Raw genomic sequence first — 21,176 nt, forward strand, 5'->3', positions numbered from 1 at the left:
TACACCGTGCGTGAAACCGCGCCGGCCCTGCGCGCGAAGGGACAGCATGATCCGCCGCCTCGCCATTCTGATCCTGGCCTTCGCCGCGAGCCTCTCGGCCGCCGCAGCCCAAGGGGTCCCGCAGGGCTTCCGCACGCCGGCCGACCTCGTGCGGGCGAGCCTCGTGGCCGAGCCCGCCGCGGTCGCCGGCGCACAGCCGTTCACGCTGGCGGTGCGGATGCAGATCAAGCCCGGCTGGCACGTCTACTGGCGCAACCCGGGCGATTCCGGACTGCCTCCGGAGGTGACCTGGACCCTGCCGGCCGGCTTCAACGCCAGCGCGATCCGGTGGCCGGCGCCGGAGCGCATCCCGATCGCGACCCTCATGAATTACGGCTACGAGGGTGAGGTCACGCTCCTCGTGCCCGTGACGCCGCCGCCGAGCCTCGACCCGGCCAATCCCGTTCAGATCCAGGCGAAGCTGACCTATCTCGTCTGCGAGACCGAGTGCGTCCCTGGTTCGGCCGATCTCGCCCTCACCCTGCCGGTGGGCAAGGCCGAGCCGGACCCGGCCAACGCCGCGCTGTTCGCGCGCGCCCGGGCTGCCCTGCCCGCGCCGGCGCTCTGGCCCCTGCGCCTGTCGAGCCAGGGCGACACGCTGCAGCTCGATTTCGCCGCGACCGGCCTGAAGCCCGAATCCATCCGGAACGCCGCCTATTTCCCCTATGCCGAGACGGCGATCGACAACGCCGCCGCGCAGGTGATGACCGTCGACGAGACCGGTCTGCATCTGACCATCGCGCGCAGCAGCCCGACCGATCCTGTGCCCGCCGCCCTGCCCGGCGTCCTGACGATCGACGAGGTCGGTACGGACGGCACCCGCCGCCTCGCCTTCGCGTATGGTGACGAGCCGGTGCTTCCTGCCGTCGCGGCCGCGTCGAGCGCGCCGAATCCGGCCGGAGCCCCGCCGGCCGTCGCCGAGTTCGACGCGCTGACCCTCGCGACCGCCGCGGCCTTCGCCTTTCTGGGCGGCCTGATCCTCAACCTGATGCCCTGCGTCTTCCCGGTGCTGTCCATCAAGGTGCTGAGCCTCGTGCGGCATGCCGGCGAGGGCCCGGCGCGGCTGCGACTGCACGGCCTCGCCTACACGGCCGGCGTGCTGGCGAGCTTCCTCGGCCTCGCATCCCTGCTGATCGCCCTGAAGGGTGGCGGGGCCGCGATCGGCTGGGGCTTCCAGCTGCAATCGCCCGCCATGGTCGCAGCGCTCGCCTATCTGCTGTTCGCGATGGGCCTGAGCCTGTCCGGGGTGGTCCATGTCGGCGGCCGGCTCGCCGGCCTCGGAGACGGCCTGACCCGGCGTGCCGGCCTGAGCGGCTCGTTCTTCACGGGTGTGCTGGCGACCCTGGTGGCGACCCCCTGCACGGCGCCGTTCATGGGCTCGGCGGTGGGCTTCGCGCTGACGCAGAGTGCCGGTGTCGCGCTCGCCGTCTTCGCGAGCCTCGGCCTCGGCCTCGCCCTGCCCTTCCTGGTGCTGACCCTCTGGCCGCCGGCCCTGCGGGCGCTGCCGCGGCCGGGCGCGTGGATGGAGACCCTCAAGCAGGTCCTGGCCTTCCCGGTCTACGCCACCGTGGCCTGGCTGATCTGGGTTCTGGCGCAGCAGGTCGATCCGCGTGGGCTGCTGGCGGCACTGATCGGCCTCGTCCTGGTGGGCTTCGCCGCCTGGGCCTGGGAACACGGCCGCGCCGCCGCGCCCGGGGCGGGCCGGGTCGCGCGGGTCGCTGCGGCCCTCGCGCTGGTCGCCGTGGCGGCCCTCGCCGTGACCCTTCCGCGGGACCGCGCCGCGCCGTCGGCGCAGGCCGCCGCCGACGGGGTCGAGCCCTTCACTCAAGCGCGTCTCGACGCCCTGGTGGACGCGCACCGCCCCGTCTTCGTGGACATGACCGCCGCGTGGTGCATCACCTGCGCGGTGAACGAGGCGACCTCCCTCAACACCAAGGCCGTGCGGGCCGCGATGGCCGAGCGCGGCGTGACCTACATGAAGGGCGACTGGACCAACCAGAATCCCGAGATCACCCGTCTGCTGGAGAAGCACGGGCGCAGCGGCGTGCCGCTCTACCTCCTCTATACCGGAACCGGAGCGCCTCAGGTGCTTCCGCAGATCCTCACCGAGGGGACGGTTCTGGCGGCGCTCGACGTCGTGCCGGTCGCGTCCGGCCGGAGCGCGGCGCTGACCCGCTGAATCTGCGCGAGGCCCGGGGGCCCGCCGGGCCTCGCAGCATCCGCGGACCTCGAACGTCCCCGGCTCCCTTCGCTGCGCGCGGGCGGGCGGCGCGGCCGACCGGCCTCCGGCCCGGAACGCTTTGCCCCGGAACGCTTCGCGCCCGTCTCAAGCGTCGAGCGAGAACGTCTCGTCGAAGGCGTAGCCCGAGCCGCGGACCGTGCGGATCGGGTCGGCTTGGCGCGGGCCGTTCAGTGCCTTGCGCAGCCGCCCGACATGGACGTCGACCGTGCGCTCGTCGATGTAGACGTCGTGTCCCCAGACCCCGTCGAGGAGCTGCTCGCGGGAGAAGACCCGGCCCGGCGCCAGCATCAGGAATTCCAGCAGACGGAACTCTGTGGGACCGAGATGCAGCTCCTCGCCGCCGCGGCGGACGCGATGGCCGGTGCGGTCGAGTTCGAGGTCGCCCGCCGCCAGCCGGTCCGAGACATGCGCGGGCTTGGCCCGGCGGAGCAGCGCGCGGATCCGGGCAAGCAGTTCCGGGACGGAGAACGGCTTGACGATGTAGTCGTCGGCGCCCGTCCCGAGACCGCGGATCCGGTCGCCCTCCTCGCCCCGGGCGGTGAGCATGATCACGGGCAGCCGCTCGGTCTCCCGGCGCGCCCGGATCCGCCGGCACAGCTCGATGCCCGACAGGCCGGGCAGCATCCAGTCGAGCAGGACGAGATCGGGGATCCGCTCCGCCAGGAGCAGCTCCGCGTCGTCGCCGCGAGCCGCGGAATCCACCAGAAAGCCCTCGGCTTCCAGATTGTAGCGCAGCAGCGTGGTCAGCGCCTCCTCGTCCTCGACGATCAGGACTTGCATGCTCACGTTCGAAGATCCGTTCACGAAGCGGCGCCATACGGCCTGCAGGCGCGCCGACTCTCCTTGGAGCCGGCGGGCAGGCGGAGGGTGCAGGAGGCGCCGCTCAGCCTCAACCCGCACGCTCCGATTCTCCGGCGGCGCCCCACAGGAGCGCGCGCAGGCCGACGCCTGGACCGGGGGCGGCCCGCTTACGGAGCCGGCACCCCGTCCACGGTCGCATAGTTCGACGCATCGTTCTTCGGCCGGTCGCCCGCCAGGGCCTCGCCCGTGGCGAGATAATGGATCGTCTCGGCGATGTTGGTGGTGTGGTCGCCGATCCGCTCGACGTTCTTGGCGCAGAACAGAAGATGCGTGCAGAACGAGATGTTGCGCGGATCCTCCATCATGTAGGTCAGGAGCTCGCGGAACAGCGAATTGTACAGGGCGTCGATCTCGCCGTCCCGCTCCCAGACATCGTGGGCTGCCTGGACGTCGCGGCTCGCATAGGCGTCGAGAACGTCCTTGAGCTGGCCCTCCGCGAGGTCGCTCATGTGGCGCACGCCGAGAACGATCTTCTGGGCCGGCGCCTGATCGGAGATCGCCACCACCCGCTTGGCGACGTTCTTGGCGAGGTCGCCGATCCGCTCGAGGTCGCCGGAGACGCGGATCGCCGAGATCGTCTCACGCAGATCGATCGCCAGGGGCTGACGCCGGGCGATCAACAGCACGGCGCGCTCCTCGATGTCCCGCTGCAGGGCGTCGAGGCGCTTGTCGGCGACGATCACCGCCTGGGCGAGCGTGTCGTCCCGGCGCACGAGGGCGTCCGTCGCCTCCGCGGTCATCTTCTCGGCCACGCCGCCCATCTCCGAGATCGAGCGACGCAGGTTCTCCAGGTCGGTGTCGTAGGAGGTGACGATATGGCCGGGCATGGCGAATCCTTCGATGGGTCCCGGGGGCGGCGCTCCGGGGAGGCCCTCGGGGACCCGCCGGCCCTCCGCGGATGCGGCGACCGGACGGCCTTCCCCGAGACCGGAGCGTCCAGGCAGACTAGCCGAACCGGCCGGTGATGTAGTCCTGGGTGCGGCGTTCCGTCGGGTTCATGAACATCCGGTTGGTCGGACCGAACTCGATCAGCTGGCCCAGATACATGAAGGCGGTGAACTGCGAGATGCGCGCCGCCTGCTGCATGTTGTGGGTGACGATCACGATGGTGAACTCGTCGCGCAACTGCTCGATCAGCTCCTCGATGCGGCCGGTGGAGATCGGGTCGAGGGCCGAGGTCGGCTCGTCGAACAGGATCACCTCCGGGCGCTGCGCCACCGTGCGGGCGATGCACAGGCGCTGCTGCTGGCCGCCCGACAGGCCCGTGCCCTGCTGCTTGAGCTTGTCCTTCACCTCGTCCCAGAGGGCGGCCTTGCGCAGGGAGGCCTCGATCCGGCCGTCGAGTTCGGATTTCGGCAGCTTCTCGTAGAGGCGCAGGCCGAAGGCGACGTTGTCATAGATCGACATCGGGAACGGCGTCGGCTTCTGGAACACCATGCCGATGCGCGAGCGCAGCTCGTTCAGGTCGATGGAGGGGCTGAGGATGTTCTCGCCGTCCAGGAGGATCTCGCCCTCGGCCCGCTGCTCCGGATAGAGGCTGTAGATCCGGTTGAAGCAGCGCAGCAGGGTGGACTTGCCGCAGCCCGAGGGCCCGATCAGCGCCGTGACCTGCCGGTCGTGGAAGTTGAGGTTGACGTCCTTCAACCCGTGGAAGCTGCCGTAGTAGAAGTTCAGGCGCTTCACGGCGATCCGCACGGGACCGCCCTCGTCGGCGCGGTTGCGGTTCAGCTCGACCGTGGGGATCGCGGAGGCGGCGTTCATCGTCGTGTCCTCGAAGGGTCTCAGCGCGAGGTCTGCGGCTTGATCACAAGGCGGGCAATGATCGACAGCACCAGGATGGTGGCGGTGATCAGAAGCGCGCCGGCCCAGGCGAGGCCCTGCCAGTTCGGGTAGGGCGACAGGGCGAACTGGTAGATCATCACCGGCAGGTTCGCGACGCCACCCATCAGGTTGGCCGAGAACCAGGAATTGTTGTTGAGGGCGGTGAACAGCAATGGCGCCGTCTCGCCGGCGATGCGCGCCAGGGCCAGGATGATCCCGGTGACGATGCCAGCCGAGGCCGCCCGCCACGTGACGTTGATGATCACCGTCGAGGGCGGCGCCCCGAGCGCCGCGCCGGCCTCCCGCAGGGTTCCGGGGACGAGCCGCAGCATGTCCTCGGTGGTGCGGACGATCACCGGAACGGCGATGATCGCGAGCGCGACGCCGCCGGCCCAGCCCGAATAGGTGCCCATCGGCCGCACCATCAGGGTGTAGACGAACAGGCCGATCAGGATCGACGGCGCCGAGAGCAGGATGTCGTTGAGGAAGCGGATCAGGGCCGCGAGCTTCGAGCCGCGCCCGTACTCGGCCAGGAAGGTCCCGGCCATGACGCCGACCGGCGTCGCGATCACGATGCCGATCCCGGTCAGGACGAGGCTGCCCAGAATGGCGTTGGCGATGCCGCCGCCCTCGGATCCGGGGCCCGGCGTCGGGTTGGTGAACAGGGTCGGCGTGAAGCCGCGCACGCCCTGGACGATCAGCATCACCAGGATCGAGCCCAGGACCAGGGCACCCACCAGCGTCGCCCCGGTGCAGGCAACCCGCAGCGTGCGGTCGGCGATGCGCCGGCCCTGACGGACCCGGCCGGAGCGGCGCCGGGGCGCCGCGGTCATCGTGGGGGAGGCGTCCATCGCGCGTGCTCCTCAGGCGGCCTGGACGCGGCGCGTCAGCAGCCGGGCGATGATGAGAACCACGAAGGTGATCACGAACAGGATGCAGCCCAGAGCCATCAGGGCGTTGAGCTGGAGGCCGTCGGCTTCGTTGAACTCGTTGGCGATGCGCGACGCGATGGTCGAGCTCGGATCGAAGATCGAGGCCGAGAGGCGGTTGGCGTTGCCGACCACGAAGGTCACCGCCATCGTCTCGCCCAGCGCCCGGCCGAGGCCGAGCATGATCGCCCCGATGATCGAGACCGAGGCCTGCGGCACCAGCACGTGGCGCACCACCTCCCAGGTGGTGCAGCCGATGCCGTAGGCGCTCTCGCGCAGCACGGTCGGGATCTGGTCGAGCATGTCGCGGGCGATCGAGGCGATGAACGGCACGATCATGATCGCCAGGATGATCCCGGCGGTGAAGACGCCGACGCCCGAGGGCACCCGGGCGTAGAACAAGGTGCCGACGATCGGCATGCCCTCGACGACGTTCGAGACCGGGATCTGGATGTAGCGCGCGAAGAGCGGCGCGAACACGAACAGGCCCCACATGCCGTAGATGATGCTGGGCACGGCGGCGAGCAGCTCGATCGTCATGGCGACCGGCTTGCGGGCCCAGCCCGGGCAGAGCTGGGTGAGGTAGACCGCGATTCCGAGGGAGACGGGGACGCCGATCAGGAGCGCCAGGAAGGCGGAGGCGACGGTCCCGATCACCGCCACCAGGGCGCCGTACTGCTCGGTCCCGACGTTCCAGGCGCTGGAGGTCAGGAATCCGAAGCCGAATTCGCGGAAGGCGGGCCAACCGCCGTAGAGGATCGAGCCCAGGATGCCGGCGAGGACGAGCAGCACCAGCAGCGCTGCGGCATACGAGGAGGTCCGGAACAGGGTGTCGAGGCTCCGGCTCGGCGCCTTCCGCGCCGTCGCGGAACGGGTTCGGCCGAGGGCGATCGATTCTGTCAAAGCGGGCATCCGCTGTTCTCTGCGAAGAGGGCGTGGTAGCGCGGGGCGTTCCGAGAAGCGAGGGAGGAGGTTCCCACCTCCTCCCGGCCACGCTCACATGTTGAAGACGGGCTTACCGTCCTTGCCCTTCACGTCCTTCCACTCCTGGTGGATCAGCTCGACGACGTTGTCCGGCAGCGGGACATAGTCGAGGTCGACGGCAAGCTTGTCGCCGTTCTTGTAGGCCCAGTTGAAGAACTTGAGCACATCGGCGGACTTGGCCGGATCGACGGCCTCCTTGTGGACCAGGATGAAGGTCGCCGCCGTGATCGGCCACGCCGCCTCGCCCGGCTGGTTGGTCAGGGAGATGCCGAAGCCCGGGGTCGCCTTCCAGTCGGCGCTCGCCGCCGCGGCCTGGAACGCCTTGTCGTCGGGCTGCGGATACTTGCCGGCCTTGTTCTGCAGCAGGGCGTAGGAAAGCTTGTTCTGCTTGGCGTAGGCCGACTCGACGTAGCCGATCGCGTTCGGGACCTGCTTCACCGTGGCGGTCACGCCCTCGTTGCCCTTGCCACCCTGCCCCACCGGCCAGGAGATCGTCGTGGCGGCGCCGTATTCCTTCTTCCAGGGCTCGGAGACCTGGGACAGGTAGGTGGTGAAGATGTTGGTCGTGCCCGACGCGTCGGAGCGGTAGACCGGGGTGATGTTGGAGTCGGGGAGCTTCAGCCCGTCATTGAGTTTCGCGATCCGCGGATCGCTCCACTTGGCGATCTTGCCGGCATAGATGTCGGCCAGCACGTCGCCGGTGAGCTTGAGCTTGCCTGGCTCGATCCCGGGGATGTTCACCACCGGCACGACGCCGCCCATCACGGTCGGGAACTGGACGAGACCGTCCTTGGCGAGCTGCTCGGGCTTGAGGGGCGCGTCGGTGGCGCCGAAATCGACCGTCTTCGCCTGGATCTGCTTGATGCCGCCGCCGGAGCCGATCGACTGGTAGTTGAGGCCCGAGCCGGTCTCCTTGCGATAGGCCTCGGCCCACTTGGAGTAGACCGGGAAGGGGAACGTAGCCCCGGCGCCGGTGATATCGGCGGCAAGCGCCGCGGACGCCAGCTGAACCGTCGCGAGGCCGACGGCGAGCGCGTAAGCGAAGGGTCTCAAGGGATTCTCCGTTGCCGTCGGGCAAGAGCCTGCGCTGCCCTGCCGGCAAGCCCATGCCCGCGGCAGAGCTCTGCGGCCGATCTTCCGAAGAGACCCAGCGCCGGCCGCCCGATGGAGGGGCGCATACGACAGGCAGATGACACCGGGATGACATCGCGCCGCGGGCCGGACGGCACGGTTCGTGGATCTCGCGCGTTCATAACCCGCATGGGCAGCGGCAATGCCGGAGCAATGCCAGCGGCAGTGACAGCGGGAGGACGTCGGATCGTGGGCGGCGAGGAGGTCGATACGGGGGCGGATGCCGACCCGGTCTGGTCGGCCCTGCATGCGGAGCGGGAAGCCGTGGAGCGTGCCCTCACGCTGGCGCAGGCGCGCCAGAAATTCTCCACCGATCCGGAGCTTGCGGCCGCAGCGCGGCGCGAGGAGGCCGAGCTGCTGGTCAACCTCGACCGGGTGCTGACGTTGATTCGTGCCGCCGAGTATCGTCGACGGCCGGGGGCGCGCCGCTGGTAGCGGCGCGGGGCCGGATCAGATCGCCCGGCGCAGCTCCCGCTCCTTCTGGCGCAGTCGCAGAAGCAGCTCGACGTGCGTGTCGGTGATCGGCTGCGTGTCGACGCTGCCTTCGTAGACCGTGCGAAGGTTGAGGCCGAGCTGGCGCGTGTCGAGCGCCCGCTTCAGCGACTGTCCCGCAGGCAGATGCCCATCGGACTCGACGATAGCCGGCTTCATGGCTCCCTCCCGCCCATCGACCGCCCATGCCTTCCGCGGTACCGGGATGACGGCACTTTCAAGTCGAATAGTTAACGCATCGTTAAGCTCAACCAACGGTTAAGGCTGTCGCCGGGCTACGCCTCGGCGCCCTGAAGCAGGCGCGCGGCTGCCGCCCGGGCTTCGTCGGTGACGGTGGCGCCCGCCAGCATCCGGGCGATCTCCTCCCGGCGCTCGGCGACCGGCAGGCTCGACACGCGGGTGGCGACGCGGCCGGCCCCCTTCACGGGCGCCTTGGCGATCAGGAAATGCGTCTCGGCGCGCGCGGCAACCTGGGGGGCATGGGTCACCGCGACCACCTGCACGGTGGCCGCCAGCCGGGCGAGGCGCAGCCCGATGGCGTCCGCCACCGCGCCGCCGACCCCGGTATCGATCTCGTCGAAGATGAGGGTCGGAGCGGAGCCCTTATCGGCCAGCACCACCTTGAGCGCCAGCATGAAGCGCGACAGCTCGCCACCCGAGGCGACCTTCATCATCGGACCGGGCTTGGTCCCCGGGTTTGTCTGGGCCCAGAACTCGACGCGGTCGGTGCCGGCGGCATCGCGGGAATCCGGATCCGTGACGATCTCGGTGATGAACCGGGCCCGCTCCAGCTTGAGGGGCGGCAGCTCGGCCTTCACGGCGGCGTCGAGCTGCTTGGCCGCCCGGCGGCGCCCAGCGCTGAGCTTCTCGGCAGCCTCGGCGTAGGCGGCCTCCGCCGTCGCGAGCCCCTCCTCGAGGCCGGACAGCGCCGCCTCGCCGGCATCGATGGCCGCGACGTCGTTGGCGTAGCGCTCCGCCAGGGCGGCGAGGTCGTCGGCGGGCACGTCGTACTTGCGCGACGCGGCGCGCAGGGCGAAGAGCCGCTCCTCCACGCGCTCCAGGTCGCGGGGATCGAACTCCGTCTCGGCCACCGCCGCATCGAGGACCGCCCGGGCTTCGTCGAGGGCGACCATCGCGGCGTCGAGGGCGTTCACGCACGGGTCGACGAGGGCCGGCAGCTGCGCGGCGCGGCGCTCCAGCTTGCGCAGGGCGGCCGAGAGATGCGGCACGCCGGAATGGGGTCCGCCGACCGCCTCCAGCGCCTCGTTGAGTTCGCGCGCCACCTTCTCGGATTGCTGCATGATGGTGCGGCGCTCGGCGAGCTGCGCCTCCTCCCCCGGAAGCGGCGCGAGTTCGGCGAGTTCCTCCACGGAATGGCGCAGGAAGTCGGCCTCCTTGCGGGCCGTCTCGACCCGGGCGCGGTGCTCGGCGAGTTCGGTCCGAGCCGTCCGGACGGCCCGAGCGGCGGTGCCGACCTTGGCGAGCTGGGGCTGAAGCCCGCCGAAGGCGTCCAGGATCGCGCGGTGCGAGGCGGGGTCGGCGAGCGCCCGGTCGTCGTGCTGCCCGTGGATCTCCACAAGGGCCGCGCCGATCGCCCGCAGGACCTGCACGCCCACCGGCTGGTCGTTGACGAAGGCGCGGGTCCGGCCGTCCGCCATCTGGGTCCGGCGCAGGATCAGGTCGCCCTCGGTGTCGATCTCGGCCTCCTCCGCGATCCGGCGCGCGGGATGGTCGACGGGCAGGTCGAAGACCGCCGTGACCACGCCCTGCGCCTCGCCGTGACGCACCAGGCGGCCGTCGCCACGACCGCCGAGGGCCAGGGCGAAGGCGTCGAGCAGGATCGATTTGCCCGCGCCCGTCTCTCCGGTCAGGACGCTGAGTCCCGATCGAAAATTCAGTTCGAGCCTGTCGATCAGGACGATGTCGCGAATCGCGAGCTGCGCCAGCATGCGGCGACGGGGATTCCTCAGGACGGGACCGCACACATAAGGCCGCTGCGGCGCGGATTCACCCCAAAAATGCGTCGCACCACGCAAGGGGGCGCCGCAACGGGAAAGGCCCGGAGCGGCGGCTCCGGGCCTCGATCTGTGCGCGGGACGGCCCGGTCGCGGGCTCCGATGCCTACTCGGCCGAGGCGGTCTTGCCGGTGACCGTGCGGTAGATCTTCGAGAGGAACGAGGACTTCTCCTCGCGGGGCTCGAGGCCGCCCTGAGCCAGGAGCGCGTGGGCGTCCTTGTACCAGGGGCTTTCCGGGAAGTTGTGTCCGAGCACCGCGGCGGCATTCTGCGCCTCCTGGGTGATGCCCAGCGCCCAGTAGGCCTCGGTCAGGCGCTCGAGCGCCTCCTCGGCGTGGCGGGTGGTCTGGTACTTGGCGACCACGTCGCGGAAGCGGTTGATCGCCGCCGGGAAATTCCGCTTCTCGAGGTAGAAGCGGCCGATCTCCATCTCCTTGCCGGCGAGCTGATCGCGGGTGATCTGGATCTTCGCCTTCGCGTCGGCAGCGTATTCCGATGTCGGATACTTCTGTACCAGTTCCTGGAGGGCGACGAGCGCCTTCTCGGACCGGTCCTGATCGCGGGTGACGTCCGGGATCTGCTTATAGTTCGACATCGCCATCAGGTACTGCGCGTAGGCGGCGTCCTTGCTGGCCGGATGCCGCTGCAGGTAACGCTTCGAGGCGCTGATGGCGTCGTCGTATTTCTGGCCTTCGTAGTTGGCGTAGGCCGTCATCAGCAGTGCCTTCCGAGACCACTCGGAATACTGATACTGCTTGTCCAGATTGTCGAATTTCTTGACTGCGCCCTCGTAGTCGCTGTCCTCGAGCTTGGCCAAGCCATCGCTGTACAGCTTGTCGGCCGGGACGTCCGGGACGACTTCGGGTTTGTACTTCTCAGCGAAGATGCTGGTCGGGTCGAAGTCGCAGCCGCCGAGGCCCAGGCCGAGGATGGCCACGAGGGGCGCCGCGAAGGCCGCTCCCCGGCGATGACGAATGGTGACAGGCATCTGGCGCTCTTTCCCGGAACCGGCGCCGTCTCGCGCCGTCATGCCATCGCGTGGGTGGATCCGGCCCGCCCCGGGCCGTGCCCGCCGTTCACGGACCGTTAAACCGTGCCGTTCGATTCGGGCACGAAAGCGGCAAGGCTGCGGCAGCCAGGATCGGTTGCCGGCTGTGTCCCACCGGCCACAGGCGCTTTCTAGAGGTCGCCCGCGAAGGCGGCGATGCCGAGGCCGACGCCGAGTTCGGACAAAACGGTCTCGCGGCGCGAGCCCTGCGCCTCGACGATGGCGTAGTTCGCCCGGTCGGCGAAGAGGGCCGAGAGCACACCGACATTCATCCGGTGGCCGCCGCAATAGGAGCGGTACGCGCCCTGGATCGGCAGCCCGGCCAGCGCCAGGTCGCCGATCGCGTCGAGGATCTTGTGGCGGACGAATTCGTCCTGGAAGCGCAGCCCCTCGGGGTTGACTACCGCGGTCTCGCCGACCGCCACGGTGTTCTCCAGCGAGGCGCCGAGGGCGAAGCCCGCCTTCCAGTAGCGCTCCACGTCCCGCATCATCCCGAAGGTGCGGGCGCCGGCGATCTCGCGGCGATAGGTGGCGGGCGAGAGGTCCATCGCCTTGCGGGAGCGGCCGATCACCGGGCTCTCGAAATCGATCTCGACATCGAGGCGGAAGCCGCGATCGATCGGACGCAGCTCCGCGAAGGACGTGCCGGTCTCGATGCGGACGTGGCGGAGGATCTTGAGCCAGCGCCGGGGGGTGTCGCAGGTGGCGATCCCCACTTGGTCGATCGCCTGGACGAAGGGGAGCGCGGATCCGTCGAGGATCGGCATCTCCGGGCCGTCGATCTCGATCAGGGCGTTGTCGACGCCCAGGCCGAACAGGGCGGACATCAGGTGCTCGACGGTGGCGACTGCGCCCGTCTCGACGTCACCCAGAACGGTGCAGAGTTCCGTGGCGGAGACGAGGGCGTGGTGTGCCTTGATCAGGCGGTCGTTGCCGTGAGTGGTGCCGGTGCGGAGGAAGGCGATGCCATGATTGGCCGGAGCGGGCCGGATCGTGATCTCGGCGGGATTGCCGGAGTGAACTCCGATGCCCGAGAGAGTCGCCGGCCCTTTGAGGGTCGTCTGTTTGTGCGTTCGCATTCCTTAGCCCCCGGGCGCGACCAGATCCCGACACCCCGACCGGGGGTGAAGAGAAAACCGACTGATCCGTCCGCTGCTTGATGCCCTAGCCCACGCGATCAGGTTGTGTCCCGATGCGTGTCGTCTCGATCACATGGTTTCTATAGCTGCACCGCACAGGGCAGCCAAATCACGGATTCTTACGGTCTGTTACAGACACGCTTACCGGCTCGTTGCCGCAAAACGCTGGTCCACCAAAGGCTTAAAGCTTGGTTAACGCATGGCTAACCGGCGGCCGTTCTGTGGCGCGGATGCACCACGGTCCCGGCCTCGCGAGACGCCGCATGCCCACGCGATGAGGCCTGTTTCAGGCCGTAACAACCACGAGTTGCTTTGTTGCAGCGCGAAGGGGCCGGCGGTTTCCCGCCGGCCCCCTGCCGTGTCCGAGATCTCGGCCTGTCAGTTCGCCTGACGACGCAGGAAGGCGGGGATCTCGAGCTGATCGTCGTCCATCATCCGGGGCTGCGCGGAGACCCGGCCCTGCGCGTCGAGGTTGCCCTGGGCCGGGCGGTATTGCGGCACCGCGGGCGCGGCCGGGGCACGGGGGGCCGGCGGCACGTGGGACTGGGCCATGTGCGGCTGGGCCATGTGCGGCTGGGCCATGTGCGGCTGGGCCAAATGCGGCTGCGGGGCGGCGGGAGAGGCCGGCCGGGCTGCCGGGGCGCCCTCCATGTCCTCGCGGCGGCCGCCGAAGCCCACGGTGGCGAGCCGGCGCAGCAGCGAGGTCCGCTTGGATTCCGGAGCGGCCTCCTCGGCCGCGCGGTTCGCCATGATCTGGGTCTGGGCGATCGGCGGCAGCTCGTGGATCTGCGGCATGCGCGGAGCGCGGGCGAGCGGCGTGCCCGTCGGGGCGGCGGGACGCGGCGGCACGAACGGGCCGGCCTCGATGGCGGTGGCCGGCTCGGCCCGCTGCGGTGCGGGAGCCGGGACGAACGGTGCCGCGGCGCGCGCTTGGGCCGGGGCGAGCACGACGTCGTCGCGGGTCACCGGCGCGGCGCTCTCCATGCGGCTCTCGATCCGCGGCTCGGCCCGCATCTCCGTGCTGGGCTGCGGCGCGGGGGCCGGCGCGGCCGACTCTGTGCGGATGCTCGGCACCGGCGAGGCGGCGCGAGAGCGGGCCTCGGCGCGCAGGCGCTCGGCAACCTCGGCGATGCGCTGCTCGGTCTCGGCGATGGCCGGGTTGTTGGGCGAGTTCGCCGAGATCAGCAGCGGCTCGATGCCGGTGGCGACCACCGACACGCGGATGATGCCGTCGAGGCTCTCGTCGAAGGTGGCGCCCAGGATGATGTTGGCGTCCTGGTCGACTTCCTCGCGGATGCGGGTCGCGGCCTCGTCGAGCTCGTACAGGGTCAGGTCCGAGCCGCCCGTGATCGAGATCAGCAGGCCGCGGGCCCCCTTCATGGAGACGTCGTCGAGGAGCGGATTGGCGATGGCCGCCTCGGCGGCGCGGTTGGCGCGCTTCTCGCCGGACGCCTCGCCGGTGCCCATCATGGCCTTGCCCATGCCGCGCATGATCGCGCGGACGTCGGCGAAGTCGAGGTTGATGAGGCCTTCCTTCACCATCAGGTCGGTGATGCAGGCGACGCCGGAGTAGAGCACCTGGTCGGCCATCGCGAAGGCGTCCGCGAAGGTGGTCTTCTCGTTGGCGACCCGGAACAGGTTCTGGTTCGGGATCACGATCAGGGTGTCGACCGCGGCCTGCAGCTCCTGGATGCCGGATTCGGCGGTGCGCATGCGGCGCATGCCCTCGAACTGGAACGGCTTCGTCACGACGCCGACCGTCAGGATGCCCATGTCGCGGGCCGCACGGGCGATGACCGGAGCGGCGCCGGTGCCGGTGCCGCCGCCCATGCCGGCGGTGATGAAGCACATGTGGGCGCCCGAGAGCTGGTCACGGATCTCGTCGATCACCTCGTCGGCGGCGGCCGAGCCGACCTCCGGGTGCGAGCCGGCCCCGAGGCCCTGCGTCACGCCCAGGCCCATCTGGATCACCCGCTCGGCCTTCGAGGAGGTGAGCGCCTGGGCGTCCGTGTTGGCCACGACGAATTCGCAGCCGAGCAGGCCCGACTCGATCATGTTGTTGACGGCGTTGCCGCCGGCGCCGCCGACGCCGAAGACGGTGATGCGGGGCTTGAGTTCCCGGATGTCCGGCGCCTGGAGGGTGATGGCCATGGTGTCGAGCCTCTCGCTAACTGTGCTTTCCGTGCGACGCCTGGGCGCCGGATACTCTTCGATCCGCCCGTCCGCGGGGGCGGATGCGAAACCCTAGAAGCTGTCCCGGAGCCAGCGGCCGACCCGGTTCAGGTAGTTGTCGGTTCCGGTCGCCGCGAAGGCGCCGTGCCCCCGCGGCTCGAAATGCTCGGCATGCGCCACCTGCGGGTAGACCAGCAGGCCGACCGCCGCCGAGAAGGCCGGGCCCTTTGCGGCTTCCGGCAGACCCCGGATCCCGAGGGGCCGTCCGATTCGCACCTGACCCTGGAGGACGCGGCGGGCGACCTCGGGCAGGCCGACGAGCTGGCTGGCGCCGCCGGTGAGAACCACGCGCCGTCCGGCCTGGGCCGCGAAGCCCGCGTCCCGCAGGCGGTCGCGGACCAGCTCGACCACCTCCTCGACCCGCGGCTTGATGATCCGCACGAGCTGCGAGCGCGGGATGTGGGCCGGGGCCTCGCCCTCGTCCTCGCCGACCCCGTGCACCGCGATCATGTCGCGGTCGTCGGAAGGCGTGGAGAGGGCCGAGCCGTAGAGGGTCTTCAGCCGTTCGGCCGCGGCCATCCGGGTGGAGAGGCCGCGGGCGATGTCCATGGTGACGTGGTGGCCGCCGACCGCCAGGGCGTCCACGTGGACAAGGTGCCCGCCGGAGAACACGCCGACGCTGGTGGTGCCGCCGCCCATGTCGACGACGCAGACGCCCATCTCGGCCTCGTCGTCCACGAGCGCGGAGAGTCCGGCCGCGTAGGGCGTGGCGATCACCGCCTCGACGCCGAGGTGGCAATGCTCCACCGCCAGCATGACGTTGCGGGCGGCGGCCAGCTCGCTGGTGACCACGTGCAGGTCGACGCTGAGCGCCTCGCCGATCATGCCCGACGGGTCGATGACGGCGCCCTGCCCGTCCAGGGCGTAGCCGGTCGGCAGGGCGTGCAGCACGGCGCGGCCGGGGCTGACGCCGTGGGCGCTCGCGGTCTCGAGCACCCGCTCGACGTCGCTGCCCGTGACGGTGCCGGAGCGGACGTTCACCCGCGCCTGGAAATGCTGCGAGGCGAGCCGGCCGCCCGACATGTTGACGATGACCGACTGGACCTCGACCTTGGCCATCCGCTCGGCGGCGTGGACCGCCTGACGGATCGCGCCCTCGGCGGCGGCGAGGTCGACGATGGCGCCGCCCTTCAGGCCGAGCGAGCGCTGGTGGCCGATGCCGATGATGCGCGCGAGGTGGGTGCGCCCGCGCAGCGTGGTGAGCGCCTCGGCGGGCTGCAGCTCGGCGATGAGGCAGACCACCTTGCTCGTGCCGATATCGAGCACCGAGAGGGTGGTCGAGCGCCGGGCGGAGAGCGGCTTCAAGCGCGGCGTGAGGCCGTGTTGGCTGTGCATTGACGCTACCGGACGCGGGAGGCGGGACGGGCGGAGATCGACAGGAAGGGCATCAGCTGGCCGCGCCCTTCTTCTTCGCCTTCTGGGCTTCCGCACGGGCGGCGGCGGCCTCCTCGGTCAGGCGCACCACGAGGCGGTCCGGCATGCGCAGGTCCACCGCGATGATGTCCTTCTCAAGCAGGCCGGCCTCGCGCTCGAACCGGACGAGGCGGGCGAGCGCCGCGGCCGGGTCGGCCTCGGGCAGGCGCACGTCGATGCCGTCGAACTTGAGGGTCCAGCGCCGACCGGACACGTAGGTGCCGGCCTTGATCCGCTCGGCGAGCGGACCGGCGGCGGCGATGAGGGCGAGATATTCCGGAAGCTTGGTGTTGGCGTCGTCGCCGACCACCAGGGGGAGGCTGGCATAGCGGTCGTCCCGCATGGCGTCGATGACGGTGCCGTCGGCGGCGATCACGCTGATCTCGCCGTTCTTCTGCCAGAGGGCCGCGGGCTCGCGCTCCACCTGGGTGATGGCGATCTCGTTGGGATAGATCTTCCGGACGGAGGCCTGGGCGATCAGCGGCACGCGCAGCAGCCGCTCGCGGACCTCGTTGACGTCGAGGAAGGGAACCGAGGAGCGCCAGTCGATGCCGGCGGCGGCCAGCACCTCGCGCTCGTACATCCGGGAGATGCCCGAGATGGTGACGCGCTCGACGCCGAAGCCCGCGACGCGCGCCGCGATGTCGAGGGGACGGCCCTGCTCCGCCACGAAGGCGTCGTAGCGGCCGCTCGCCACGAAACCGGCGAGCGCCATGGCGGCGGCGGACACGGAGACCGCCACCATGCCGACGCCGCGCGGCAGGCGCTCGCTCAGGCGCTGGCCCGAGCGGGCCCGGCGGACCGAGAGCGACCGAGGCGAGACGCGGCCGGCGAGCCGGCCCAGGATCGCGCCAGCGAGGCGCGCGGGACCGGTCCGGCCGGCGGCGTCGCCGCTCAGCGATTCAGGGAAGCGTCCTCCACCATCCATCGGACGAGCTCACCGAAACTCAGGCCCGCATGGGCCGCCATCTCCGGCACAAGGCTCGTCTGGGTCATGCCGGGTTGCGTGTTGACCTCCAGCACGACGAGCAGACCGGTTCCACCCGGTGTGTCGTCGTAGCGAAGGTCGGCACGGCTGACGCCCCGACAGCCCAGTGCTTGATGCGCCGTTAACGACAGTTCTTGGACACGCTGGTAAACATTTGGTTTAAGTTCGGCCGGGAGCACGTGCACCGACCCCCCCGGGGCGTATTTAGCATCGTAGTCGTACCAATCCCCCGTCGCGGCCTTCACCTCGATCACGCCGAGGGCCCTGTCGCCCATCACCCCGCAGGTGAGCTCGCGGCCGGCTATGTAAGGTTCTACAAGGACTTGCTCGCCGAACGTCCACTCCTCGGAGGCGAGGATCTGGGGCGGGTGCGAGCGCCCGTCGCGCACGATGATCACACCCACCGAGGAGCCCTCGGCGATGGGTTTCACCACATAGGGTGGCGGCAGGGGGTGTGTCCTGGCGGCCTCACGACGGTTAACGATCCGGCCTTCCGGCACGTCGACGCCGGCCGCGCGCATGACGGTCTTGGCCTGCTCCTTGTTCATCGCGAGCGCCGAGGCGAGGACGCCGGAATGGGTGTAGGGGATCCTGAGGATCTCCAGGAGACCCTGGATCGTGCCGTCCTCCCCGTCCGGGCCGTGCAGCGCATTGAAGGCCACGTCCGGCTTGAGCGCCGTCAGCACGGAGGCGATATCGGGACCGACATCGACCCGGGTGACCCGGTAGCCCTCGCCTTCGAGGGCGTCGGCGCAGGCCTTGCCGGAACTGAGCGAGACTTCGCGCTCGGCGGAGGTGCCGCCCAGCAGGACGGCGACGTGCTTGGACATCAGGGCACCTCGAATAGGTCGGCTTCAAACAGACTCTGCAGGGACCGGACGGTCACCGGTGGCAGACGAGCACCGTATCCCGGCCGCATCGGCGAGACGGGAACACCGCGCTCACCGGGGGGCGGCCGCCGCGCCGATCCGCCGGATCTCCCAGCGCAGCTCGACGCCGCTCGTCTCGCGCACCCGGCGACGGACTTCCTCGCCGAGTCCCTCGATATCGGCGGCGGTCGCATGACCGGTGTTGATCAGGAAATTGCAGTGCATCTCGCTGACCTGGGCGCCGCCCCGGGTCAGGCCCCGGCAACCGGCGGCGTCGATGAGCTGCCACGCCTTGCCGCCCTCGGGATTGGCGAAGGTCGAGCCGCCGGTGCGCTCGCGGATCGGCTGGGCGGCCTCACGGGCGGCCGTGACCCGCTCCATCTCCGCCTCGATGGCGGCCCGGTCGCCGGGCTTGCCCCGGAACAGGGCGCTCGTGAAGATGACGTCCTCCGGGGCATCCGAATGCCGGTAGGAGAAGCCCATGTCGGCGTGGCTGAAGGTGCGCAATGCGCCCCGGCGGTCGATTCCGCGCGCCTCCACCAGCACGTCGGTGGTCTCGCCGCCATGCGCGCCGGCATTCATGCGCAGCGCGCCGCCGATCGAGCCCGGGATGCCGCGGTAGAAGGCGAGCCCGTCGAGACCGGCCTCGGCGGCCGCCTTGGCGAGGCGCATGTCGGGAACCGCGGTGCCCACGGCCAGCGTGTCGCCGTCGATCGCGACGCTGCCGAACGCCTTGCCGCCGAGCCGGACCACCACGCCCGGCACCCCGCCGTCGCGGACGATCAGGTTCGAGCCGAGACCGATGACCGTGACCGGCACGTCGGGGTCCAGGGTGGCGAGGAGGCGCGCGAGATCCTCCTCGTCGGCCGGGGTGAACAGGATCTCGGCGGGGCCGCCGACCCGGAACCAGGTGAGGTCGGCCAGCGGCTGGTCGGCGAGCAGGCGCCCGCGAAGATCGGGCGCGGCGGCGCGGATACGGTCGTGGAGGGATGCGGTCATCTTTGGATCTCCCCGCTCCCCGCCTGCGGGGAGAGGGATGCGACGACCGTGTCGTCGCATCGGGGCGGCAGCCGAGGGTGAGGGGGCGGCTCCAGCTGTGGCTTGACTGAAGCCGCCCCCTCACCTTCGCCCTTCGGGCGTTCCGTGCCGACGACGGGGTCGTCGCGACCCTCTCGCGGCAAGCGGTGAGAGGGGGGCGGCACGGACAAGATCGTGTCTCGGACGCCGGCGACGGTGTTCACGATCCCGACGTTCCAGAACCCCAGGACGCGAGAGCCCTGTGCGGTCAGCCACGGGGCCCGAACGCCATGGTCGCTGTCCGCGTGGTGGTCGCCAGTCCGCTCGCCAATCAGGCGTGACGTTCGGGAGTCGAACTCCGCGACAGAGCGCCTGATCGATTCCTGCCGGACGACCTCGGCCCCGCCGAGACGCCGGTCCCGCAAGCGACACCGGAGGCGGCGCTCGGCCTCGGTCTGTGATCCGCGCAGGCATCGCCGGAAACGGGCCGGTTCCGGATCGGCCCCGCGCATCCCCTTACCGTCCCCGCGCGGCCAATTCGCCCGGCAGCGCGTAGGCCCATTGGGTGATCGTACCGGCCCCGAGGCACACCACGTAGTCGCCCGGCTTGGCGAGCTCCGCGATGATCCCCGAAAGTTCCTCAGGCCGCTCCAGCGCCCGGGCGTCGCGGTGGCCGCGGGAGCGCAGGCCCGCCACGAGGCTGTCGCGGTCGAAGCCCTCGATCGGCGTCTCGCCGGCCGCGTAGACCGGCGCCACGATCACCGTGTCGGCATCGTTGAAGCAGGTGCAGAAATCGTCGAAGAGCGATTGCAGCCGGGTATAGCGGTGTGGCTGCACCACGGCGATCACGCCGTGCTCGGTCGAGGCGCGCGCGGCCTTGAGCACCGCCTTGATCTCCACCGGATGGTGTCCGTAATCGTCGAAGATCGTCGCGCCGTTCCACTCGCCGGTGCGGGTGAAGCGCCGCTTGACGCCGCCGAAGCCGGCGAGCGCCTGGCGGATCGCGTCGGGCTTCACGCCGAGCTCGTGCGCCACGGCGAGCGCCGCGGTGGCGTTGAGCGCGTTGTGCTTGCCCGGCATCGGCAGGACCAGGTCCTCCATCTCCATCCGGTAGCCGGGGCGGCGGTCGCGGATCATCACCCGGAAGCGGCTCTGGCCGCCGCGCAGGTCCACGTCGATCAGGCGCACGTCCGCCTGCGGGTTCTCGCCGTAGGTGATGATCCGCCGGTCCTCGATATGGCCGACGAGATCCTGCACCACCGGATGGTCGATGCACATCACCGCGAAGCCGTAGAACGGGATGTTGTCGATGAACCGCCGGAACGCGTCCTTCACGGCATCGAACGAGCCGAAATGATCGAGATGCTCGGGGTCGATGTTGGTGACGATGGCGACGTCCGCCGGCAGCTTCAGGAAGGTGCCGTCGGACTCGTCGGCCTCCACCACCATCCAGTCGCCCTCGCCCATGCGGGCATTGGTGCCGAAGGCGTTGATGATGCCGCCGTTGATCACCGTCGGGTCGAGGTTGCCGGCCAGCAGCAGCGTCGCGACCAGCGACGTGGTCGTGGTCTTGCCGTGTGTGCCCGCGATGGCCACGCAGGACTTGAAGCGCATCAGCTCCGCCAGCATCTCGGCCCGGCGCACCACCGGCAGACGGCGCTCCCGGGCGGCTTGCAGCTCGGGATTGTCGCGCTGGATCGCCGTGGAGACGACGACCAGGGCCGCCTCCTCGACGTTCTGGGCGTCGTGGCCCACGAAGGTGCGCATGCCCTTCTCGGCGAGACGGCGGACATTGGTGTTGTCCGAGGCGTCCGACCCCTGCACCGTGTAGCCGAGGTTGTGCATCACCTCGGCGATGCCGGACATGCCGATACCGCCGATGCCGATGAAGTGGATGGGTCCGAGCTTGTCGGGCAGCTTCATGGGTCGAACCGTCTGGTGTCGGGATCGCCGGTG

19 protein-coding genes are annotated in these 21,176 nt (G+C 70.3%); 2 read left to right on the forward strand and 17 right to left on the reverse strand.

The features are described 5' to 3' along the window. Positions 1–46 precede the first annotated feature (46 nt). Positions 47–2,218 carry a protein-disulfide reductase DsbD family protein gene (locus BM396_RS15100; RefSeq protein ID WP_170867479.1) on the forward strand — a complete coding sequence of 724 codons (2,172 nt, stop codon included), beginning with the start codon at positions 47–49 and terminating at the stop codon, positions 2,216–2,218. Positions 2,219–2,365: 147 nt separating this feature from the next. On the opposite strand, the gene phoB is transcribed toward BM396_RS15100, so the two are convergent. The 6 genes from phoB to pstS form a co-directional block, all read right to left on the reverse strand. After that, positions 2,366–3,061 (reverse strand): phosphate regulon transcriptional regulator PhoB, encoded by a 696-nt coding sequence (gene phoB, locus BM396_RS15105; RefSeq protein WP_043345521.1) that lies wholly within the window; start codon positions 3,059–3,061, stop codon positions 2,366–2,368. A gap of 188 nt (positions 3,062–3,249) precedes the next feature. Then, the gene (gene phoU / locus BM396_RS15110; RefSeq protein WP_043345524.1) at positions 3,250–3,969 is read right to left on the reverse strand and encodes a phosphate signaling complex protein PhoU; all 720 of its coding nucleotides are present in this window, start codon (positions 3,967–3,969) and stop codon (positions 3,250–3,252) included. Between the two features lie 118 nt (positions 3,970–4,087). Then, positions 4,088–4,903, reverse strand: coding sequence for a phosphate ABC transporter ATP-binding protein PstB (pstB, locus tag BM396_RS15115; RefSeq protein ID WP_043345526.1), 816 nt, complete (start codon positions 4,901–4,903; stop codon positions 4,088–4,090). A gap of 20 nt (positions 4,904–4,923) precedes the next feature. Continuing rightward, the gene (gene pstA, locus BM396_RS15120) at positions 4,924–5,814 is read right to left on the reverse strand and encodes a phosphate ABC transporter permease PstA (RefSeq protein ID WP_075380270.1); all 891 of its coding nucleotides are present in this window, start codon (positions 5,812–5,814) and stop codon (positions 4,924–4,926) included. 12 nt (positions 5,815–5,826) lie between these two features. Continuing rightward, on the reverse strand, positions 5,827–6,804 hold the full coding sequence (gene pstC / locus BM396_RS15125) for a phosphate ABC transporter permease subunit PstC (RefSeq protein WP_043384217.1): 978 nt from the start codon (positions 6,802–6,804) through the stop codon (positions 5,827–5,829). 84 nt (positions 6,805–6,888) lie between these two features. Next, on the reverse strand, positions 6,889–7,929 hold the full coding sequence (gene pstS / locus BM396_RS15130; protein ID WP_043384220.1) for a phosphate ABC transporter substrate-binding protein PstS: 1,041 nt from the start codon (positions 7,927–7,929) through the stop codon (positions 6,889–6,891). A gap of 267 nt (positions 7,930–8,196) precedes the next feature. On the opposite strand from pstS, the gene BM396_RS15135 reads away from it, so the two are divergent. Further along, positions 8,197–8,442 carry a hypothetical protein gene (locus tag BM396_RS15135; protein WP_043345535.1) on the forward strand — a complete coding sequence of 82 codons (246 nt, stop codon included), beginning with the start codon at positions 8,197–8,199 and terminating at the stop codon, positions 8,440–8,442. Positions 8,443–8,457: 15 nt separating this feature from the next. Here the strand turns inward: BM396_RS15135 and BM396_RS15140 are convergent, their stop codons facing one another. The 11 genes from BM396_RS15140 to murC form a co-directional block, all read right to left on the reverse strand. Further along, the gene (locus tag BM396_RS15140) at positions 8,458–8,658 is read right to left on the reverse strand and encodes a hypothetical protein (RefSeq protein WP_043345537.1); all 201 of its coding nucleotides are present in this window, start codon (positions 8,656–8,658) and stop codon (positions 8,458–8,460) included. Between the two features lie 116 nt (positions 8,659–8,774). Further along, the gene (recN, locus tag BM396_RS15145; RefSeq protein ID WP_043384223.1) at positions 8,775–10,448 is read right to left on the reverse strand and encodes a DNA repair protein RecN; all 1,674 of its coding nucleotides are present in this window, start codon (positions 10,446–10,448) and stop codon (positions 8,775–8,777) included. Between the two features lie 172 nt (positions 10,449–10,620). Next, positions 10,621–11,502: an outer membrane protein assembly factor BamD gene (locus BM396_RS15150; RefSeq protein WP_043345570.1), complete on the reverse strand. Its 882-nt coding sequence runs from the start codon at positions 11,500–11,502 to the stop codon at positions 10,621–10,623. A 191-nt stretch (positions 11,503–11,693) separates the two neighbouring features. Beyond that, complete coding sequence (gene lpxC / locus BM396_RS15155; protein ID WP_043345543.1) at positions 11,694–12,641, reverse strand: UDP-3-O-acyl-N-acetylglucosamine deacetylase; 948 nt, start codon at positions 12,639–12,641, stop codon at positions 11,694–11,696. Between the two features lie 438 nt (positions 12,642–13,079). Beyond that, positions 13,080–14,852, reverse strand: coding sequence for a cell division protein FtsZ (gene ftsZ / locus BM396_RS15160; protein WP_043384225.1), 1,773 nt, complete (start codon positions 14,850–14,852; stop codon positions 13,080–13,082). Between the two features lie 93 nt (positions 14,853–14,945). Beyond that, complete coding sequence (gene ftsA / locus BM396_RS15165) at positions 14,946–16,268, reverse strand: cell division protein FtsA (protein ID WP_043384227.1); 1,323 nt, start codon at positions 16,266–16,268, stop codon at positions 14,946–14,948. Positions 16,269–16,320: 52 nt separating this feature from the next. Next, complete coding sequence (locus tag BM396_RS15170) at positions 16,321–17,274, reverse strand: cell division protein FtsQ/DivIB (protein WP_043384230.1); 954 nt, start codon at positions 17,272–17,274, stop codon at positions 16,321–16,323. Further along, the gene (locus tag BM396_RS15175; RefSeq protein ID WP_043356331.1) at positions 17,241–18,164 is read right to left on the reverse strand and encodes a D-alanine--D-alanine ligase; all 924 of its coding nucleotides are present in this window, start codon (positions 18,162–18,164) and stop codon (positions 17,241–17,243) included. The genes BM396_RS15170 and BM396_RS15175 overlap by 34 nt, the downstream gene beginning before the upstream one ends. Positions 18,165–18,275: 111 nt before the next feature. After that, positions 18,276–19,202, reverse strand: a complete 927-nt coding sequence (gene murB, locus BM396_RS15180) for a UDP-N-acetylmuramate dehydrogenase (protein WP_043384233.1) — start codon at positions 19,200–19,202, stop codon at positions 18,276–18,278. Continuing rightward, entirely contained in the window at positions 19,199–19,732 is a 534-nt protein-coding gene (locus BM396_RS15185; protein ID WP_043384235.1) for a DUF559 domain-containing protein, read from the reverse strand. Before BM396_RS15185 ends, murB begins: the two co-directional genes overlap by 4 nt. Before the next feature lie 4 nt (positions 19,733–19,736). Next, positions 19,737–21,143, reverse strand: coding sequence for a UDP-N-acetylmuramate--L-alanine ligase (gene murC / locus BM396_RS15190; RefSeq protein ID WP_043356325.1), 1,407 nt, complete (start codon positions 21,141–21,143; stop codon positions 19,737–19,739). Positions 21,144–21,176: the final 33 nt, after the last annotated feature.

The organism is Methylobacterium sp. UNCCL125, from assembly GCF_900116795.1.
Taxonomy (GTDB): Bacteria; Pseudomonadota; Alphaproteobacteria; order Rhizobiales; family Beijerinckiaceae; genus Methylobacterium; species Methylobacterium fujisawaense.

Coding starts and splice junctions, on each gene's coding strand:
- BM396_RS15100 (WP_170867479.1), top strand. CDS start 47: ATGATCCGCCGCCTCGCCATTCTGATCCTGGCCTTCGCCGCGAGCCTC.
- phoB (WP_043345521.1), bottom strand. CDS start 3,061: ATGCAAGTCCTGATCGTCGAGGACGAGGAGGCGCTGACCACGCTGCTG.
- phoU (WP_043345524.1), bottom strand. CDS start 3,969: ATGCCCGGCCATATCGTCACCTCCTACGACACCGACCTGGAGAACCTG.
- pstB (WP_043345526.1), bottom strand. CDS start 4,903: ATGAACGCCGCCTCCGCGATCCCCACGGTCGAGCTGAACCGCAACCGC.
- pstA (WP_075380270.1), bottom strand. CDS start 5,814: ATGGACGCCTCCCCCACGATGACCGCGGCGCCCCGGCGCCGCTCCGGC.
- pstC (WP_043384217.1), bottom strand. CDS start 6,804: ATGCCCGCTTTGACAGAATCGATCGCCCTCGGCCGAACCCGTTCCGCG.
- BM396_RS15140 (WP_043345537.1), bottom strand. CDS start 8,658: ATGAAGCCGGCTATCGTCGAGTCCGATGGGCATCTGCCTGCGGGACAG.
- recN (WP_043384223.1), bottom strand. CDS start 10,448: ATGCTGGCGCAGCTCGCGATTCGCGACATCGTCCTGATCGACAGGCTC.
- BM396_RS15150 (WP_043345570.1), bottom strand. CDS start 11,502: ATGCCTGTCACCATTCGTCATCGCCGGGGAGCGGCCTTCGCGGCGCCC.
- lpxC (WP_043345543.1), bottom strand. CDS start 12,641: ATGCGAACGCACAAACAGACGACCCTCAAAGGGCCGGCGACTCTCTCG.
- ftsZ (WP_043384225.1), bottom strand. CDS start 14,852: ATGGCCATCACCCTCCAGGCGCCGGACATCCGGGAACTCAAGCCCCGC.
- ftsA (WP_043384227.1), bottom strand. CDS start 16,268: ATGCACAGCCAACACGGCCTCACGCCGCGCTTGAAGCCGCTCTCCGCC.
- BM396_RS15170 (WP_043384230.1), bottom strand. CDS start 17,274: ATGGATGGTGGAGGACGCTTCCCTGAATCGCTGAGCGGCGACGCCGCC.
- BM396_RS15175 (WP_043356331.1), bottom strand. CDS start 18,164: ATGTCCAAGCACGTCGCCGTCCTGCTGGGCGGCACCTCCGCCGAGCGC.
- murB (WP_043384233.1), bottom strand. CDS start 19,202: ATGACCGCATCCCTCCACGACCGTATCCGCGCCGCCGCGCCCGATCTT.
- BM396_RS15185 (WP_043384235.1), bottom strand. CDS start 19,732: ATGCGCGGGGCCGATCCGGAACCGGCCCGTTTCCGGCGATGCCTGCGC.
- murC (WP_043356325.1), bottom strand. CDS start 21,143: ATGAAGCTGCCCGACAAGCTCGGACCCATCCACTTCATCGGCATCGGC.